This is a genomic window from Bacteroidota bacterium, from assembly GCA_016718825.1.
In the GTDB taxonomy this organism is placed as follows: Bacteria; Bacteroidota; Bacteroidia; order J057; family JADKCL01; genus JADKCL01.
The window spans coordinates 1-19,438 of sequence record JADKCL010000036.1; the positions used below are offsets into that span (position 1 = coordinate 1).

At 50.7% G+C, this 19,438-nt stretch carries 6 protein-coding genes and 6 pseudogenes; 3 read left to right on the top strand and 9 right to left on the bottom strand.

Annotated features, from left to right (window positions below):
* Positions 1-3,259: 3,259 nt before the first annotated feature.
* Complete coding sequence (locus IPN95_25205) at positions 3,260-3,397, bottom strand: hypothetical protein (protein ID MBK9452667.1); 138 nt, start codon at positions 3,395-3,397, stop codon at positions 3,260-3,262.
* Between the two features lie 76 nt (positions 3,398-3,473).
* On the opposite strand from IPN95_25205, the gene IPN95_25210 reads away from it, so the two are divergent.
* On the top strand, positions 3,474-3,914 hold the full coding sequence (locus tag IPN95_25210; GenBank protein ID MBK9452668.1) for a hypothetical protein: 441 nt from the start codon (positions 3,474-3,476) through the stop codon (positions 3,912-3,914).
* A gap of 3,107 nt (positions 3,915-7,021) precedes the next feature.
* On the opposite strand, the pseudogene IPN95_25215 reads toward IPN95_25210, so the two are convergent.
* Positions 7,022-7,235, bottom strand: a pseudogene (locus IPN95_25215) (TIGR02647 family protein).
* A 414-nt stretch (positions 7,236-7,649) separates the two neighbouring features.
* On the opposite strand from IPN95_25215, the gene IPN95_25220 reads away from it, so the two are divergent.
* Both IPN95_25220 and IPN95_25225 read left to right on the top strand, forming a co-directional pair.
* On the top strand, positions 7,650-8,375 hold the full coding sequence (locus IPN95_25220; protein MBK9452669.1) for a trypsin-like peptidase domain-containing protein: 726 nt from the start codon (positions 7,650-7,652) through the stop codon (positions 8,373-8,375).
* 1 nt (position 8,376) lies between these two features.
* The gene (locus IPN95_25225; protein MBK9452670.1) at positions 8,377-9,411 is read left to right on the top strand and encodes a hypothetical protein; all 1,035 of its coding nucleotides are present in this window, start codon (positions 8,377-8,379) and stop codon (positions 9,409-9,411) included.
* On the opposite strand, the pseudogene IPN95_25230 reads toward IPN95_25225, so the two are convergent.
* The 7 genes and pseudogenes from IPN95_25230 to IPN95_25260 all read right to left on the bottom strand — a co-directional run bounded on the left by IPN95_25230 (position 9,304) and on the right by IPN95_25260 (position 19,394).
* A pseudogene (locus tag IPN95_25230) lies at positions 9,304-10,875 on the bottom strand (IS66 family transposase). The gene IPN95_25225 and the pseudogene IPN95_25230 overlap by 108 nt on opposite strands.
* A 48-nt stretch (positions 10,876-10,923) precedes the next feature.
* Positions 10,924-11,235 (bottom strand): annotated as a pseudogene (gene tnpB / locus IPN95_25235) (IS66 family insertion sequence element accessory protein TnpB).
* A gap of 31 nt (positions 11,236-11,266) precedes the next feature.
* A pseudogene (locus tag IPN95_25240) lies at positions 11,267-12,798 on the bottom strand (IS66 family transposase).
* Between the two features lie 130 nt (positions 12,799-12,928).
* Positions 12,929-13,199: pseudogene (tnpB, locus tag IPN95_25245) on the bottom strand (IS66 family insertion sequence element accessory protein TnpB).
* A 1,053-nt stretch (positions 13,200-14,252) separates the two neighbouring features.
* Positions 14,253-14,981, bottom strand: a complete 729-nt coding sequence (locus IPN95_25250; GenBank protein MBK9452671.1) for a M48 family metallopeptidase — start codon at positions 14,979-14,981, stop codon at positions 14,253-14,255.
* A pseudogene (locus tag IPN95_25255) lies at positions 14,971-18,093 on the bottom strand (HsdR family type I site-specific deoxyribonuclease). The gene IPN95_25250 and the pseudogene IPN95_25255 overlap by 11 nt, the downstream one beginning before the upstream one ends.
* Positions 18,090-19,394 (bottom strand): restriction endonuclease subunit S, encoded by a 1,305-nt coding sequence (locus tag IPN95_25260; GenBank protein MBK9452672.1) that lies wholly within the window; start codon positions 19,392-19,394, stop codon positions 18,090-18,092. Before IPN95_25260 ends, IPN95_25255 begins: the two are co-directional and overlap by 4 nt.
* Positions 19,395-19,438 lie beyond the last annotated feature (44 nt).

The window sequence follows — 19,438 nt, forward strand, 5'->3', positions numbered from 1 at the left end:
ATGTACGAGATTACAGGGCAAGGTCATCTGGTGAGAATGCTTATTTTTAGTCGCGCAAATCCTCTATAGGATTTGGGCAGTTATACGCTAATAATTCTCTTTTCACTCAAAGCCCCGGGAGGTTATATGCATTACGTTATTTCTACCACGACTTGGGGCCCAACCAAATCATAACATGGACTGCACTACCAGGTCATTTTTGCTTTCACCCTCCGGGCTGGGAGATACAGTAATGATCATGCTTTCGCGATGCTGTAACTATTGCTGTCATTGGAACCATCGAAAATGATTCCTTTCGGTCCCGCGCTTCAGGAAATTTGCTGATTTATTTTCCAGAATTACAAATTTAAGGATTCTCGTGTGCAAACCTTGTGCTGGGGTATACCATCAGAGAAGATATGATCAAAGAATGCTCTGTTTGAAGAATATGAGCCAAGTCTGCATCAAGATATGTCCGTCGGATTGCGAAATTCATCAGTTTTAATGCGCTCTACATTCTTAATCACCCAATCGTGTATGTTCTGTGCATTTGTCATTATCCAACAGCTCTAAATATTCAGTTGAGAACACCTCAGATTTTCCATTAAAACACTTATTAAGAAACGAGTCTGCTCCTGAACAGATGAAACGGAAATAGTATGTTTGTTGCAGGATCAATTGCGGTATCGGTTATTTTGATTATCTTCATTGCCTTGCTACCATGGCATTGACGGTCGTTTCTTTATTGTCATTGAATGTACTCAGTTTGGTCTCTTGTCGAAGGCTGGCTAAGACTATGGTTGGATTACAGCGAGTTTGCTGCAAACAGTTTAAATGATCCTATGGGCATCTTGGTTTGGGGTTTTGCAACAGATGTATCGATGGCACCATGGAATGGGTGTGCTAGGTTTTAAACTGTTACTAGTGCATCCTTTTATTGCTAGCCGGTCATTGCTTACCGTTAGATCCCGATATTGACAGCGAGTATTGTCCACTTAATCCGCAATCGACTAATATCTTGGGCTGGTTGGCATTAATCATTTTTACGCTTGGCATGGCGGCAGCCTTTGTTCTACATCTTGCCTTATATGGTATGTGGCGCTTTCATATGTTATTGGTCGCGAAGTAGCATTAGGTTTTGGAACATATTATTTGGTCTGTGGCGGATTTTCCACATCAACCTAGCAGCGGCTTTGCTTCCTGCGGCAATATCCCGTGTATGGCGTTTATTGCGTGCTGATCGAGGTAATGACGCTCGTCCTTGTAAGGAGGGGTCAGCGCAGTCGGTCATCCGGCGGAAGAACATCATGCTGAAGATAAATTTACGGCCGCTGGCAAGACCCATATCGGTGCCCTGAGTCAGTTTGTAGGGTGCGGCTTTTTGAAGGGTTTTATTTTCAGGGTTGTGGTGATTTTCATCCGTATACCGTAAGTCATATCACAAAGATGGTGATTTGACGTTGATGGCTAAGGCGGTGGGAGGTTGCACGCAGCGCCTGCAGTCACTTGAACCGGGTGTTGCTGTTTCGCTTGCAAGGACCTTATGGTAACTTCCTACTTGATCAATCCAATCGCGCAAGAAGTATATGGATCGCTGCTGGTGTTGGCCTAACTCCTTTTCCTAGCATTTTGAAGTCGCCACTCACCCAGCCCACTGATATGTTTTATGTTCATCGTAGAGGTAGGGAGTGCTCCTTACGAAGGAACTACGAAAGATGTTTGCGACCAACCAAGCGTACTTATGTTTTGTTCTTTGTCGATGACGGAATGATTTAAAACTTTATTCACGTGGTTGGAGGAACATTGATAAACTCAATAAGAAACAAATTGTATCTGTGCGGCCCACCGCCATTCATGGCTAAGGTTACCAGGTGGCTGCAGGAACATGACATGCCTGAACAACAAATTCATTTTGAACAATTCGATTTCCGTTAATGAGTATAGATAGACTCGGTCATTTTAGATGAACTCGGCTGCGCGATTCTTTCAGGCCGGTGATGCTTTGCTATTTACTGCTCGCTCTCTAACCTCAGCCAACGGCCTCCAACGTTATCACTACCAATCTGTAATTCTCCGGAATGGGTAAACTTATTCATTTTAGCCAGCATCAACACTACTGCGTGTTAGTCGAATGCTTGCTCTTGAATAATTTCAAGTGGCAATTTTCACTGAATCTTACAATCCTGCTCGAAAACACATGCAGTGATTATTGACATGACTTGTTCTATCTTACTTTTTCAATTGGCTGCGTGAATTGCGCTGACCTATTCCGAAACCACAAGTTTCTGTTTATTTTACTGATCCTTAGCTATCTTTTGTTATGTGCTCTGCCTTTAGAATATTCCTATTTTATAGTTATCTTTTAATGTGGAATTTTCCATTTTTAAATAACTAAACTGAAGATCTAACAATGAATACTAGAACACTTCTTTTAATAGTCCTTTACCGATGTGGTATTATTTACGTATCAAGTTTTGCAGGTGAAAGGAAGACAAAATTTACCCTTCGGATGATCCTATTGTGCCTCCATGCTAAATCTGATGCTAAGAAGGAAAGAAGAGAAAGTACAATGGTCTACCGTCCCTGCTGTGGTTGAAAACCATTACTGAAAACGCAGGGGCGGAAAAATTTGAAATAAGAAGAAGCAGGAACAAAGAGATGGCAAATCAATTACGGTTTTACTGAAGCAAGGTAAAATTCCGACGGTAAGAAGGGTGAAATTTAAAGGTCGGTGAAGACTGGAAGCTCATCAAGGTTGAACGATTAATCCAGAAACAACATGATTTGAGGTTTAAGTGAAAGAAATGACAATAGCCCAGCATTGGTAATCGTTCTCGTCTTAGCAACAGTCAGTTGTTTAAAAACTTCTCTATTAGAATCGGTCTTCTGAATGGTTTAATGAGGAACGCTTGAACCGCCGAAAGCGGTTTAGTCGTGCTGTTTCCATACCATGATTATTCAATGCATCGAACTGTACCTATCGTACGTCTTGATGACATCCTGAATAGCGAGCGAGGATTTTTAACTCAGGAGGAAGCCCATGCCCGGCTAAACCAGTACCGGACGTAATGATATCATTGAAACCCCCACCTCGAATCGATGGACGTTGCTGTTAGATACAGCTCAGGGATCCTATCTTTGATTTTTACTTGGCGGCCATATTGTTTTATTTTCAGGGCGATGCAATAGAAGCCGCAATGCTTTTTAATGGCGGTAATTCCGCTGATAAGGGATGGTTGTACTTGCACCAATCGTACCCGGGCTTCCGCACTACGAAGGACTATCGGAAGGTCGACTTGCCATTACCGTGGTAGTTCGCGGTGATGAGGCGGTAGAGTTTGCCGCAACAGAACTGGTACCGAAGGGATCTCGTGCTGCTATCTGCGGGATAAAATGCTGCTGCCGATGGCATTCTCATTTCAGGTGAATCAATTCAGGTAGATGAGTCCGCATTAACCGGTGAAGCTTTCCGTGCAAGCAGCCATTGACTAGGATTGGATCAGCCAACTCTGATTGTACCAGTCGATACAGTTCACTGGATCCTTGCCGGAAGCAGCTGCTTACTGGAACGGCCACCGTTCGTATTGTGTTCACCGGTACTGAAACAATTTGGTTATATCGATGCCTCTGCATTGCTGGGCGGTCGCAGACGAACACCGCTGCAAACTGCCATTGCCAATTTAGTTGTTATGCTTCTTTATTGCGTACGATCTTGTACCTTGCGCTTGCCTGGGTGCGTCTACGTCGGGGGGTTCGGCATTGTTGATGCGATGCAAGTGCAGTTACGCTGGCAGTCGCTGCGCTACCTGAAGAATTTCAGTCGTTTTACCTTTTTTCTTGGTGTTGGTGTGTATCGTCTTGCGCAACGGCGGCGCTTAGTGCGGCGCGCGGTGGTGGTAGAAAACATCGGACGGTATCCCGCGTTGTTCGGATAAGACAGCACTATCACCGAAGGTCAGTTGAACCCTAACCCACCACTACCCGAACAACAATTTTAGCGATGAACAATTGCTTTCGATCGCAGCTTTCGCTTCCCGCAGTGAAACCGATGACCCTTTAGAGTTAGCAATTCTTCACGTAACTCTACTGTACTTTGCATTATCTCCTCGTGATGACATTTCCTTTACGGAGAATCGCAAGTGCGAAACCGCCGTTTGGGCAAACCGATGGTGTATTGATAGCAGCGACCAAAGGAGCACCGGGAAACTATATTTGCTGTGCACTTTTAAGAGAACGAGCTCATAAATGGGAACCAAAGTTGCAAACTTGCACAAAGCTGGACATAAGGTCATCGCTTGCGCGGAACGTGGCATCGCCGAGTCTGCCTGCAGGTGGGTGGAGAGCCGAATCGTGAATTCGGTTTCGTCGGGTTGCCCGCATTTGAAGATCCGGTGCGCGAGGGAGTTATCGAAGCAATTCAAAACTGTCGTGAAGGAGTATCCATGTTGTAATGGTCACCGGGCGATCATCCCGCCACCGCAGAAGCGGTAGCGCCGAGATAGGTTTGGGTCAGGAAACCCAAAGTGATCAAGCAAGTCAACTGGATACCTTTTTTACAACAGGGAAGTGCCACTCGATGAACGTGGGATACGCAATCGCTCGTGCCGTCCCATCACAGAAAACTCAGTTTAGTGAGGTCTGCAATCCGCTGGTGAAGTTTGGCGGTCACCGGAGATGGCGTAAATGATGTGCTGGCTTTACAGGCTGCAGATATCGGCATTGCCATGGGTCAGCGAGGCACCCGCAGCGCCACGTGAGTTGCTGCCATCGTGCTGTTAGACGACAATTTCGCACGATCATTCGCGCGTCGCCGAAGGCAGGCAGTTGTTTCGCAATTTGAAACTGAGCTTTACTATTGATGATCCACATTCCATTGGTTATACTACGACACTCCATACCCTTAGCGGGCTACCCTCTGCTTTATCATCCTGTCCATATGTTCGGCTTGAAGCAGGCTGATCATTCATCCCACTGCATTACTGGTTTTCCAGGAGGCGCAATAAGGAACGTTTTGAGCCCAATTCAAAAAACGCATCACCTCCGATTTTTTAATCTGCGAGAGTGGTGGGTGATTGTAATATCGGAACCCTGCTGACATTAATGGTCATCCATGGCTATGAACACAGCCTTGGCACAGGCCACGAGGTTGAACACGCACGAGCCATGGCCTAGTTACTCTCACGTTTGCAAGCGCCATGTTAACTATTGTTCTAGGCGGCCTGTCTAGCACTTGTCACGTATCATGGTGGAGCAACAATCGCACTGACTTTGCTGCTGGTGCAATTCCCAGCCTTGGCTTCGTTATTACATTTGACTCCACTGCATTTAAACGACTTGATGCTAAGGGCCGCGGGTGCACTTGGGATTGCCATGATTGTCGTTTTGGACGGTTCAGGGTTCAGTTGCATTAACTGAGTAGTGAGGGTATGCTGATTATTATACGGTCTCAAAATAAAAAATAGTGAAGTCAACATCACTAAAAAGTATCACAAAAGTCAATTTCTTATCATTTAGCTACACCGAATAAGCTGCACACTGCCGCAGTTAAACTCATTGCAAGTGCTCCCCAGAATGTAACTCTAATAGTTCGACAGCGTTGAAAACTTTCCCAAGTATCAGCACCGATGTTTTCAGCATAAATTCATATTCAATTGTTCTATATGAATAATAAATTTCGTATTTGAAAAAATACATATTCTAAAAGTGGCAAAATATTAGATGCTGATTGACACGGCAAGTTAGGCGGTCACACCGATTTTGCGTCAATTAATATTCTGCACTACAAGCCCAATGTTGGAGTATCGTATGAGTGCTTATCATGGATTGATGTCATTTGTTAGTATATGCTATCAATAACTTCCTTATAATAAGGAGGAAATCAAATGTCTGTTGTTACTTTGTTCGCAATTTGCCCGAAGAAACGCATCGCGCGCTTAAGCTGCGTGCTGCTCATGGACGTAGCACCGAAGCTGAAATCCGGGAAATTCTGGAAGAGGCAGGCGCCCTAGGACGCGATGTCAAAATTGGATCTGAACTCGCTTTTGGGCGACTTTGGGGGGCTTGATTTTAATGACACTCGTGATCAGACGCCGACTGATCCGGCAGTGTTCGAATGATCGTTCTGGATAGAATGTCATATCCGGAGCCAATGAAACCCAATGGCAATCCCGCCGTTCAAGCTGGCTTGATCGGCAAACAACTCGGACACTGCCTGCGGCAACAAGCCTTTCCGAATTGCTGATCGGCATTGAAATCTGCCATGATGGCGTAAAGAAGGGGCTTGATGCCGCATTGAGGAAACTGATGGAGAGGCTTTTGGGTCACGCATACTATCATTCGATCAACAGGCTGCGATGGCATTATGCGTCCATAGTCGGTCGAGCTAGGATAACGGTCGCCTCATCTCTGTGGGCAGACGGTCAGATTGCTGCAATCGCGGTCGTACATGGATTCACCATAGCTACGCGAGATATTGCGCCTTTGTCGCTGCCGGAGTGCGAGTCATCAACTTCGGAAGAAATGATCTTAGGTGTTTTGTGTTAATGGTAGTTATCAAAGGAACATCATTATGCGAGAACGAAAGTAGATGCGGAATTGACTGTCAAATTTTGCCAAACTACTCTGTAAGTGTCACCGTTTGTGGTTGTGTGAGACAGTTTTATGCTTAGCAAGCATAAAGTGATTGATTTATATGTAACTGGAATTGTAAATAAGTTTTGTAATCAGAAGGTCCGGAGTTCGATTCTTAGGTGTCGGCACCATAAATCAAGTAGTTATAAGTTAAATGTCTAGTGTAAAAACTCATTGCTACCATATTGCTACCTTTGCGTTAATGAAGATAGCCATACAGTAAAAGTGCGACAGCACTGACACGAGCTACTAACCAGTGCATTTTCATCAAACGGATAAAGTTATTAAGCGACAATTTAACCTACCAGATCAGATTGTTAGCAACACCTAGTCACGGTTGCTATAACGCACTTCTCCCCTTTCCATACTCAAACATTGTTCCTTTCACGATGACAAACATCAATATAACTATTTATGCACTTAACATGGTTAGTAAGGTATGCGCATGATCAGCCGCTTTGCTACCAAGTGGTGTTCAAATAGCCTCCATCTACTTGGGTGATGAAACCACCTTCAAACAGGCGCTCGGCAGCGGCGATCACCGAAGGATCAGCATTTTTATGAATCTTTATGCCCTCAAGACTCGCAGAGGAACCATAAAGCACTAACACACGCAGTTCGGCCAGATTTTCTTCGAATAAGACATTTGATCTCCTAAGTTATTCTTAATTTATGGATTAGCATCTTCTTTGCCAATCTTACATTAAAAACTATCAATGAATACGCAAAGATACATTTATGTATGGAATGGCCTTTCATTTGGCGGATTATAGTAGATCCAGATTCATAAATCGGATTTAACTTATTGTCTTAAAGGCAAAACCTTTATATTCTTCGGCTGATTGCCAAGAGTATATTTGTAGCCCCCCCATGTGACTTAGACGGGGAGAGCTAAATGACGTATTTGTTATATGTATTAAGAGTTTTTCTATTCTGAAGCTAATTAAGTAATAAGGAGTTAGGAGAACTTAACCATGTTATACGACATTCTATTACAGGTTATGCGACATTTTTTGTCGTATATATTACGTTAGGCACACATGGTCACCTCGAACGCTATCCAAAGAACGATTCAAATTCGTTATGCTGGCCAGATTGGCACGGCTTTCTTTATTGATGTCGATTCACGGCAGTACTTGGTCACCGGAAAGCACATAGTTCCGGACCTACAAGATGAAGTCTTCATCTCCATCTTGCATAACAACAACTGGTCCGATATTGGTGTGCGCCTAGTCGGACACGCGCCTGGAAAAGCTGATATCTCCGTGCTTGCTCTTCCTTATCGCATCGCTGGCGCTGACCTAACATTGCCTCCGGACGCGACGAGTTTAACGGTCGGACAGGAGGCTTTCTTTTTGGGATTCCCATTTGGTCTCTTTGGCGAGATGGGGACGGCCAACAACGACTACCCGCTGCCATTCGTCAAGCGAGCTACCGTAAGTTGTTTCGAGCACAACCAGCACGGCCTTCATCTCATATTCCTTGATGGAAATAACAATCCAGGGTTCTCTGGGGGGCCCGTTGTCTTCCGCCATTCTGGAACGACTGAGTTTCGTGTCGCAGGCGTTATTTCCGGGTACCGCTATGTTGACCAACCTGTCTATCAGGGAACTGAGATGCTACCGCTTAGAACCCCAGCTCCTACCGGGATTATTTATCTCTACGGGATTGGATATGCAACCTCGCTGGCACGTGGGAATCCCATTGGTCCTCAATGTGTGTCTAACTCCACGTTAGCCTCCATCAGATTCGGAAAATATTTTTAAAGTGGAAGTCATAATCTCTCTAATTGCATTAGCGGTGTCATTAACTGCATTGATATTCAGTGTTCGAAGTTATTGGCGAAAATCTGGAATATATGTGCGCGGCCAGTATTCAGTTCATTCAAGCTCATACTGTAAAGATAAATATGTTGGCAGTATTACCTTAGAAAACGTCAAGGACAGACCTGTCGTAATATTCAAGGTCTTTTTACTCGTAGGTCGAAACTATTATATTGAACTGGAAAACTTTGAGCATGACCCAAAGATTCTAAAGCCATATGAAGTCTACTCAAATCAATACGACCCTGTAGACTTCTATAGCGTAAATATGAGGCGCATTAAGCTTAACGAGCTTCTTGACTCGAAAAAAGTTAAATCCAATCTTGTTTTAGCTACATCAAATGGTAGATATACAGTTGGTGAATGGATTAAGCGCTGGGACCCAGTCAGTGATTTTTTTAATAATCACATGACGGCATTAATATACCCAATGCGATCAACGTATAAAAATAAGTGCTTCGGCTCTGAAGTAAAATACATTGTTGATATAAAAACTGAGGATGGAAAAGAGGAAACTATCGCTATTTATCCCCGCGATCATGAAATACGCAAATTCAGGAAGTTCTCATTAACTAAAGAATGTCTTGAATCTAAAGACTCTTTGGAAGAGCTCTTACTAGAAAGGGCTTTTGAGGGAGATCTAAAGTGTGTCAATATCGTGGTTCATGATATCGAGGAATGGCGGAAAGAGAGATACGGAAACGACTATCAAGAAGTTATTGAGGCTAAATATTGCAATTGGTTTATGTATGAGGTTTTAGGGCGAGCTGTTACCAAGTTTAGTGATATCCGTCTGTATTTTGTTAATCGCAAACATCGCAAGGCTAACAAGGCATTGCAGCGGACAAGCGTATCCCTCCAACCCCACCACCTACCCACATTCCTTCAACAATGCTTCAATATCCTCCGGTGCGAACGGCAGCAATTCATCGATTCGGCTGTTAGGCCAGGTGGGGAGTTTTTCGAGGGTGTCGGCTAGCCATTGTGCGGGGTTGAGGCCGTTGAGTTTTGCGGTGCCGAGTAGGGTTTGGATGGCGGCGGCACGTTTTCCGGCGCGTTCGGAGCCGGTGAACAGCCAGTTTTTCTTGCCGAGCGCGATGGGGCGAATAGTGTTTTCGACGGGGTTGTTGTCAATCGGCAGGTGTCCGCTGCCGGCGTAGCGGATCAGGCTTTGCCAGCGCTTCAAGGTGTAGTCGATGGCTTTGGCGGTACCGCCGCCATCGGCGGTTTGGGCACGGGTTTGCAGTAACCAGTCGTGCAACGATTGCAGGATCGGCAGGCTTTTTTCTGCGCGTAGTATCTGCCGGGCTTCGGTCGATAAGTGCTTGCCTTCGGCTTCGGCGGCGTAAAGTCCGCCAATGCGTTGCAGCACCTCATACGCGACGGTGCTGGCATTGGCTTGGTGCAGGTCGAAGAATTTGCGGCGTGCGTGCGCCCAACAGCCGAGTTCGATGCAGTTGCCGACGAGGGTGAACAGCGATTGTAACCGCCATAGTCGTCGACCAGCAAGTGGCCTTGCCAGCTGTTGAGGAAGTTCTGCACATGTTTGCCACTACGGCTGGTTTGGTAGTCGAATACGATGATGCGCGGCCCCAACTCAAAATCGTTGCTGCGATACGCCCACAGGTAGGCACGCTGCGTTTTCCGCTGCCGGGATCAAGTTGCGCCACCGGGTTTCGTCGGCGTGTAACACAGAGCCTTGCACCAAGTGCAAATCAGCCGGTCAACCAGCGGTTGCAGTCGCCGCCGACGCGTCCGATCCATTCCGCCAACGTGAAAGCGATAAAATGACACCTTCCCGGGCGGCGATTTGTGCGATGCGATACAGCGGCAGGTGATCGAGGTATTTGCAGATCGTGATCCAAGCAAGCAGTCCGGTTGCCGCGCATACCGTCGACGACGGCGGTGGCACGGGTTCCGCGACCACGGTTTCGCAAGCCCGGCAGGCGTATTGCGGGCGGATGTGACGGTGCACGAAGAATTCGGCGGGTTTGACGTCGAGTTGTTCCGGTGACGTCTTCGCCGATTTTACCAGATCGCTGCCGCACTGTTTGCATTGACAGGATTCCGGTTCATGGCGATGTTCGATGCGCGGCAGATGATCCGGCAACGGCTGGCGCCCAGCGTGTGCACGCTTAGGCTTCCGCGGAGCAGGCAGCGGCAGTTGCTCGATTTCCGCTTCGATCGCCGCCGCATCGGTTTGCCAGTCTTCTTCGAACAGGTTGAATTGCACCTGCGACAGCGCTTCGCTCTTCGCGCCGTAGCGAATGCGGCGCAAATGTGCCAGTTCCAGCGTCAGTGCCTGATTCTTCGCTTCCAGCATTTTGAGTTCGTTTTGTGCTTGCGTAAGCAGTGATTGAATCAGGTTCGATACCTCGGTTTTAGCTTCCGGCGTAAGGTTCAAATGATCTAATTCGATGGACTGTTTTGCTTGCGTTTTCATGGCGTTATTATACCGCAAAACCCGCGAAAAGTGATGCCAGTATTGGCTTTAGCTATATCTTCGCGCGCAAGATTGCAACCCCAAGCGACGCCAATCCACTCCGGCAATCAACCACTCCCATTGCGATGAAGTCAGTTCCATCCCGCCCGTATCCGAACGCCCCAAACGAACCGTCCCTGATGCAAGCGGCGCTGGCACAACCACACGCCGGTGCCGTCCCACAGCAGCACCTTTGATGCGATTGCCCGCGCGATTGCAAAACACAAACGCCGAACCCGAACACGGTGAGCGCTGTAACGCCTGCTCCACCAACACCGACAAACCGTCGATCCCCCGGCGCATATCCACCGGCGCAACCATCAACCAAATCGTATCCCTCCAACCCCACCACCTACCCACATTCCTTCAACAATGCTTCAATATCCTCCGGTGCGAACGGCAGCAATTCATCGATTCGGCTGTTAGGCCAGGTGGGGAGTTTTTCGAGGTGTCGTCTAGCCATTGTGCGGGTTGAGGCCGTTGAGTTTTGCGGTGCCGAGTAGGGTTTGGATGGCGGCGGCACGTTTTCCGGCGCGTTCCGGAGCCGGTGAACAGCCAGTTTTTCCTTGCCGAGCGCGATGGGGCGAATAGTGTTTTCGACGGGGTTGTTGTCAATCGGCAGGTGTCCGCTGCCGGCGTAGCGGATCAGGCTTTGCCAGCGCTTCAAGGTGTAGTCGATGGCTTTGGCGGTACTGCCGCCATCGGCGGTTTGGGCACGGGTTTGCAGTAACCAGTCGTGCAACGATTGCAGGATCGGCAGGCTTTTTCTGCGCGTAGTATCTGCCGGGCTTCGGTCGATAAGTGCTTGCCTTCGGCTTCGGCGGCGTAAAGTCCGCCAATGCGTTGCAGCACCTCATACGCGACGGTGCTGGCATTGGCTTGGTGCAGGTCGAAGAATTTGCGGCGTGCGTGCGCCCAACAGCCGAGTTCGATGCAGTTGCCGACGAGGGTGAACGGCGATTTGTAACCGGTAAGTCGTCGACCAGCAAGTGGCCTTGCCAGCTGTTGAGGAAGTTCTGCACATGTTTTGCCACTACGGCTGGTTTGGTAGTCGAATCGATGATGCGCGGCCCCAACTCAAAATCGTTGCTGCGATACGCCCACAGGCACGCTGCGTTTTTCCGCCGTGGATCAAGTTGCGCCACCGGGGTTTCGTCGGCGTGTAACACAGAGCCTTGCAATAAGTGCAAAATCAGCCGGTCAACCAGCGGTTGCAGTGCCACGCCGACGCGTCCGATCCATTCCGCCAACGTGGAAAGCGATAAATGACACCTTCCCGGGCGGCGATTTGTGCGATGCGATACAGCGGCAGGTGATCGAGGTATTTGCAGATCGTGATCCAAGCAAGCAGTCCGGTGTTGCCATACCGCCGTCGATGACGGCGGGTGGCACGGGTTCCGCGACCACGGTTTCGCAAGCCCGGCAGGCGTATTGCGGGCGGATGTGACGGTGCACGAAGAATTCGGCGGGTTTGACGTCGAGTTGTTCGGTGACGTCTTCGCCGATTTTTACCAGATCGCTGCCGCACTGTTTGCATTGACAGGATTCCGGTTCATGGCGATGTTCGATGCGCGGCAGATGATCCGGCAACGGCTGGCGCCCAGCGTGTGCACGCCAGGCTTCTGCGGAGCAGGCAGCGGCAGTTGCTCGATTTCCGCTTCGATCGCCGCCGCATCGGTTTTGCCAGTCTTCTTCGAACAGGCTGAATTGCACCTGCGACAGCGCTCGGCTCTTCGCGCCGTAGCGAATGCGGCGCAAATGTGCCAATTCCAGCGTCAGTGCCTGATTCTTCGCTTCCAGCATTTTGAGTTCGTTTTGTGCTTGCGTAAGCAGTGATTGAATCAGGTTCGATACCTCGGTTTTAGCTTCCGGCGTAAGGTTCAAATGATCTTAATTCGATGGACTGTTTTGCTTGCGTTTTCATGGCGTTATTATACCGCAAAACCCGCGAAAAGTGATGCCAGTATTGGCTTTAGCTATATCTTCGCGCGCAAGATTGCAACCCCAAGCGACGCTAATCCACTCCGGCAATCAACCACTCCCATTGCGATGAAGTCAGTTTCCATCCCGCCCGTATCCGAACGCCCCAAACGAACCGTCCCTGATGCAAGCGGCGCTGGCACAACCACACGCCGGTGCCGTCCCACAGCACCACCTTTGATGCGATTACCCGCGCGATTGCAAAACACAAACGCCGAACCCGAACACGGTGAGCGCTGTAACGCCCGCTCCACCAACACCGACAAACCGTCGAGTCCCCGGCGCATATCCACCGGCGCAACCATCAACCAAATCTCCCCCGGATTCGCAATCAAAGACACTTCAACAATTCCCCCAACCAATGCGGCGATATCGTCGACGGCAGTTCCAACACATGATCGCCCCGTCCGCGAAGACGCAGCGTATTCGTCGGCATAGGCATTGGTTTGATCGTTACCGGAACCAACGCAGGCGGCCAAATAACTTGACCGGCACGATGCTTGCGAACCCAATTGCCAAACGTCTTGGTATTCAAACCATGTTCCCGGCAATAAGCCGCCGCGACTTACCGCTGGTTTGCCATGCTTCGATATGAATTCGTCGTACTTTGATGATGACATCGTTCCTCCTTGTAAAAGGTTTGGAGGATAGCGATGTTGTATCAGGGTGTTAATGTGGAAGGGTTGGAGGCTTACACCAAATCTCCCCCGGATTCGCAATCAAAGACACTTCAACAATTCCCCCAACCAATGCGGCGATATCGTCGACGGCAGTTCCAACACATGATCGCCCCGTCCGCGAAGACGCAGCGTATTCGTCGGCATAGGCATTGGTTTGATCGTTACCGGAACCAACGCAGGCGGCCAAGTAACTTGACCGGCACGATGCTTGCGAACCCAATTGCCAAACGTCTTGGTATTCAAAACCATGTTCCCGGCAATAAGCCGCCGCACGACTTACCGCTGGTTTGCCATGCTTCGATATGAATTCGTCGTGCTTCGATGATGACATCGTTCCTCCTTGTAAAAGGTTTGAGGATAGCGATGTTGTATCAGGGTGTTAATGTGGAAGGGTTGGAGGCTTACGGACAAGCCGCTGAATGCGGCGTTACATATATACCGAAATCTTAATAAACCAGTTACCAGTTTTATCCGCTTTGGTGAGCCATCGGGTTAGCGAAAATGCTGGCCCTTTATTCTTTTATGAGGAAACGCTTGGGTAACTCTTTAGCGGATTTAGACTAATCCCGATATAGCGTAGCAACACGCCACGACCAAACCGATTGAATACACGCCCGATAAACTGAATACGCTCTCCCTGTCAGTATTCAACCGCTTTACCGGTGCAAGGTTACTGGATCAGCACTCCCAATCCTCATGCCCCAAAGGCGTACTGTTTAACATCTCCCGATACTGCCGCCACTGCGGAACATGAATTTCCATTAGCGCTACAAATCGCTCGTTGTGATGCCGCTCCAGCAGATGCACCAACTCATGCACCACAATGTATTCCAAACACTGTACTGGCTTCTTAGCCAACTCCAGATTGAACCAGACACGCCCTGCGGCCGCGTTGCAGCTTCCCCACTTGGTTTTCATCTTCTTGATGCCCCAATCGGCGACTTGAACACCGAGGATAGGCTGCCACTTCTCCAGCAAGGGCGGGATTAGCGCCTTGAGTTGCTCCCGATGCCAGCGCAACAAGATAGCCTCTCGCTGCGCGGAAGAGGTTCCAGGACGCACGAACAGGTCGAGGCTGGCGATACCGCGCAGAGCGACTCGGGCGGGGGCATTGTCCTCATGTACACGCAGGCGATAGCGCCGTCCGAGGAAGTAGTGACTTTCGCCATTTACCATCTCGCGCTCGGATTGGCGCGGTTGTCCGACGAACTTGGCCTTCTGTCGCTTGATCCAACCCAGCTTGTCGATTACTGCGAGGCGCACGGCTTCATCACTTACCACCAGCGGTGCCGCCACCCGCACCCGACCCTTGGGTGGATAGACGCCAAGATGCAGGTTCTTGATGTCCTTGCGTACCACTTCCACCTTGATGCCGCTGACGGTGAGGTGATGAGTCTCAGTAGTCATTCTGGTGCTTGGCCAATTCCAGAATCTGGTCAGCAAGGATGTCGTTAATGAGCGCCGCCGGTTGGGTCTTTGCGTCGGAGTGGCGCGGACCCGCACTTTCTTCGTTTTCATCGTGTTGTCCCGCCAGCCATCCATGCGAGCAGACTGAATCGCCGCATCCACCGCCAGCGCCAGCCCCTCGTCCCTGCCCAGATTGTTGTAAAGCGCCCGCTGTGCCGCCGTCTTGAGGCTCGCCGGATACCCACCGGAGCCGCCGCCCGGCATCACCGCCTCCCTGGTCAGCTTGGCGATCTTCTCCAGATACTCCTTGTAGGTCACCGCACCCTTGCGCCGCAGCTCGATCAGCGCATCCAGCAGCTTCGACATCTTGTCGTAGTAGGCCGGATCAACCGGCGACTCGTTGATGATCAGCTTGCGGACGTTGTTCTCGATGGTTTCGGCCACCGCTTCCTCGGTCTTCATGATCCCTTTGAGCTTCGCGTCCGCCGCGTCCGGGCCGCGCTCGACGATCAACTGGATCAGGCTCATGTCGTCGAAGGCGGAAATCTTCTCGCTTTCCTCGGCGCGGATGTAGGTGTCGATCAGGTGGCGCATCGCTGGCTCATACGCCTTCAGGTCAATGTAGTCGCCGCTGGCCAGCCGCACTTCGTCGCGCACCTTGCTGGTGTGATCCACCTCGGCCTTGATCGTCTCGATCTCGTCCGGCTTGTATCCCGCTTCCGCCAGTTCGCTGGCGATGCTGGCGTAAGCGCGCAGCAGTGCCGCCACAAACTTGTACAGCTTCAGCCGCTTCGGTTCGTTGTCCTTGAGTTGGTCGACATTACCTGACTCGATGGCGCAGAAATAGTGCAGGTAGGCTGCCGAATCCCTCGGTACCGCCACCGGCTCGCATAACGCCCTGACCGCCTCGCGGGCTTCTTCCAGGTGTTCCCGTGCCTTGTCCAGCCGGTTTTCCAGCAGACCGGCCACATCCTCCTTGTCGTAGCCGTCCAGCGCGCCGCTGGTGTAATCCCCCACCGCGCCTTCCAGACTCTTGAACAAATCCTTGTAGTCGATGATGTAGCCGTATTCCTTGTCGTCGCCGTCCAGCCGATTGACGCGGCAAATGGCCTGAAACAGGCCGTGGTCGCGCATCTGCTTGTCGATGTAGAGGTAGGTGGCCGGTGGCGCATCGAAGCCGGTGAGCAGCTTGTCCACCACGATCAAGAGCTTCATCTGCCCCGGCTCATGGATAAACTTCTTCTTCACCTCTTTCTCGAACTGTTCCACCTTGCTGATTGCTTCTCTCTGCTGGCTCATTGAACCAATCGGCCAGCATCTGGCGATAGACGCCGTACTTGAATAGGTTGTCAGTCTCACCTGCGCCGGTCTCCTCGCCCTTGGTATCAGCAATACTGGGGGCGTAGCTGGTGACGATGGCGCACTTGCCCTTGAGCTCACTCTTGGCGAATAGCTCATAGAACTTGCACGCCTCGTAGATGCTGCCCGCTACCAGCATGGCGTTGCCGTGGCCGTCCATTAGGCGCGGGCGGGTTGCCATGTCCAGCAAAATGTCGGCGACGATGATCGAAAGCCGATCCTGGCTGGACAACACCCGCTGCATGGTTCCCCACTTTTGCTTGAGCTGCGCGCGGGCCAAGTCATTCAGCCCCTGGGTCTTGGCCTCGAACCACTGGTCGATTTTGTCGCGGTTGGTCAGCGTCTGGTCGATGTCGCGCGCCTCATAGCGCAAATCCAGCACCACGCCCTCGCGCACGGCTTGATCGAATTTGTAGGTGTGGATGTAGCGACCAAAGACCTCGATGCTTTTTTGCTTGTCCGCCTTCAACAGCGGCGTGCCGGTGAAGCCGATAAAGAGCGCATTCGGCAGCAGCGCCTTCATCGCCTTGTGCAGGTCGCCGCTCTGGGTGCGATGGCACTCATCGACGAACACATGGATGTCGCCCTTGGCCTTGAAGTCCGCTGGCAACTTCTTGAGAGAATCGATGAATGCCTGGGTACCCTCGTCGCTGTCTTCCTCTTCGTTTTCTTGGCGGCCAAATTTATGCACGAGCGAGCATAGCAACGATTCGTCGGGCCGATTGAGTGTGTCGATCAGATCGTTGCCGCTGGTGGTGCGGTAGATTTGTTCATTCACCCCCTTGAAGACTGTCTCGATCTGCTGATCCAGTTCGGTGCGATCGGTGATGATCAGCACCCGCCCGCCTTCGCGGTTCTCGCGTATCCACTTGGCTAGCCATACCATGGTGAGCGATTTGCCGCTACCCTGGGTATGCCAGATGATACCGCCCTCGCGGCGTTGGATGAACTCCTGCGCGGCCTTCACGCCGAAATACTGGTTCTGGCGGCACAGTTTCTTGGTACCGGCATCGAACACGATGTAGTCGTGGATCAGTTCCAGTAGCCGCGACTTCCGGCAGACCTGCAACAGGTTGCGGTCCAGCAGGTTCGGCTCACCTACATAGGGGCCGGTATCCTCCACCCAGCGCAGGTAATACTTCTCCGGCGTCTCGATCGTCGCGTAGCGCAAGCCCTCACTGTCGTTGCCCGCCATCACCCACTGCATGGTCGAGAAAAAGGGCTGGATGAATTCCTTCTTCTGGTTGTCCAGATTCTGGCGGATACCCTCGGCCACCGACACGGTGGAGCGTTTCAGTTCCAGCACACCCAGCGCGATGCCATTGATGTAGATCACCACGTCCGGGCGCTTAGTGCTGGCCTTAGCATCGATGCCCTTGACCGTCACCTCCTCGGCGATGGCGAAGTGATTATTCTCTGGGTTCTTCCAGTCGATCAGCCAGACCGTGGCCCGGTTCTCGCCCGCGCCAGGTTGCACCTTCACACCATAGCGCAGCAAGTCGTAGACCTCCTTGTTGCGGTCGTAGAGGCTCTTGCTGGTATCCGTCGCCACCTTGTTCAGCTCGTGCAGCGCCCGGTTGATCAGCGTGTCGCTCACACCCTGCTGGGTCAGCCAGCCGCGCAGTAGGGTTAGCTCGAGGTTGTGATTGTTGAGGTCGGCTCTGTCGCCGAGGTAGTCGTAGCAAAGCCGTTCCCGGAACAGCGCGACGACGCGGGCTTGGGTTTGCTTTTCGATTTGGCCGACGGTGGTCATACGAGGCGAATCCTTCCGGTCAGCAGTTCCTGCATCATGCCCTGCTTGAGTGCGCGGGTCTTGTCGCGACGGGCTTCGAGGGCGGCGATCTCGGCGTCCATGTCGGAGAGGACGGAGGCGATGGCGGTTTGTTCTGTTTTGTCCGAAGGGAGAGGAAATGAAAATCTTCCCATTTCGTCACGGTTGATCTTCGGCATTCCGCTACGAACCGAGACGGATTCAGCATACTTTGTGAATCGGCGCCCCAAGATGACGGCCAACATAAAACCAGACACAACATCATTCGTCGGCTTAAGGGGATACATGTCTGCACTGCAAAGTCCGCTGGAGTCAGCAAGGAAAGCTTTTTGCAGGTACGGGTTGATCTTGCCGTAGACGATGTCCCCCGCTGAAAATAGGTACTTGCCGCTGATGGCCCCTTGCTCAGCAGCGGTTTGGCGAGCTATCAATTTTCCTGTACCGCTTTCTACATGAGCAGGCCCAACTAGCACCATTGACTTGTACGGTTCGATCTTTGGATCAGCTTGTCCCTGCGCTATCCGAACCGCTGTCAATAGTGGCCTAACTTCCCAATCCTCAGGAATCGCGCCAATTTCAGTTTTTTTGTAACTGTGCTTGGCACCAAACCCCGGTAGGCGGGTTTGGCCGGTGAGGAGTTGCTGCATGGCGGCCTGTTTGAGGTCGCGCTTCTTGGCGATGAACTGGTCGAGCTTGGCGAGCAGGGCATCCACATCCGACAGCGCGGCGGCGATGGCGCGTTGTTCGGGAAGTGGGGGCACTAAGACCTTGAGCTTCTTTAAATCTGTCTTGTTAATTTTCGGGTGACCACTGCCTGCAATAAGGTCACGCATACGAGCCTGACCGAAATTGGATGCCGTGAAGTGATACAGAAAGTCATACTGCACCTTCTTTGGATTTGATCGCACCACAATCATGTTGGGTGCGATTGTTGCTGCTCCGAGGTTTTCTGGCATTAGGAATGTCTCGCCGACGTTCGCACCAATGTTCGCAACCAATAATTCATTACCGAACAGATTTGACTTTTCGAGGAATTTATAGCTGTCCTTATCAACGTATTTCTGCGTGTCATGACCAAGCCCGAGACGTAAGTCATACAGCCGAACATAGAGGGCGAACTTCGGGACATCGAAAACACGAACATTATTTCGCAGTGACTCAAAACTCCCTGCTGCAACAAAGTCAGTCATTTCACTGATTTCGGTCACTAATTCTCGGCACTCCCACTCCTGCGGAATCACCCCCGCCTCAGTCTGCTTGTATCCCGCCGGAACCGCGCTCATTGCAGGAGACTCCCACAGAAAGTCGGCGCTGGCAGGACGGCGTT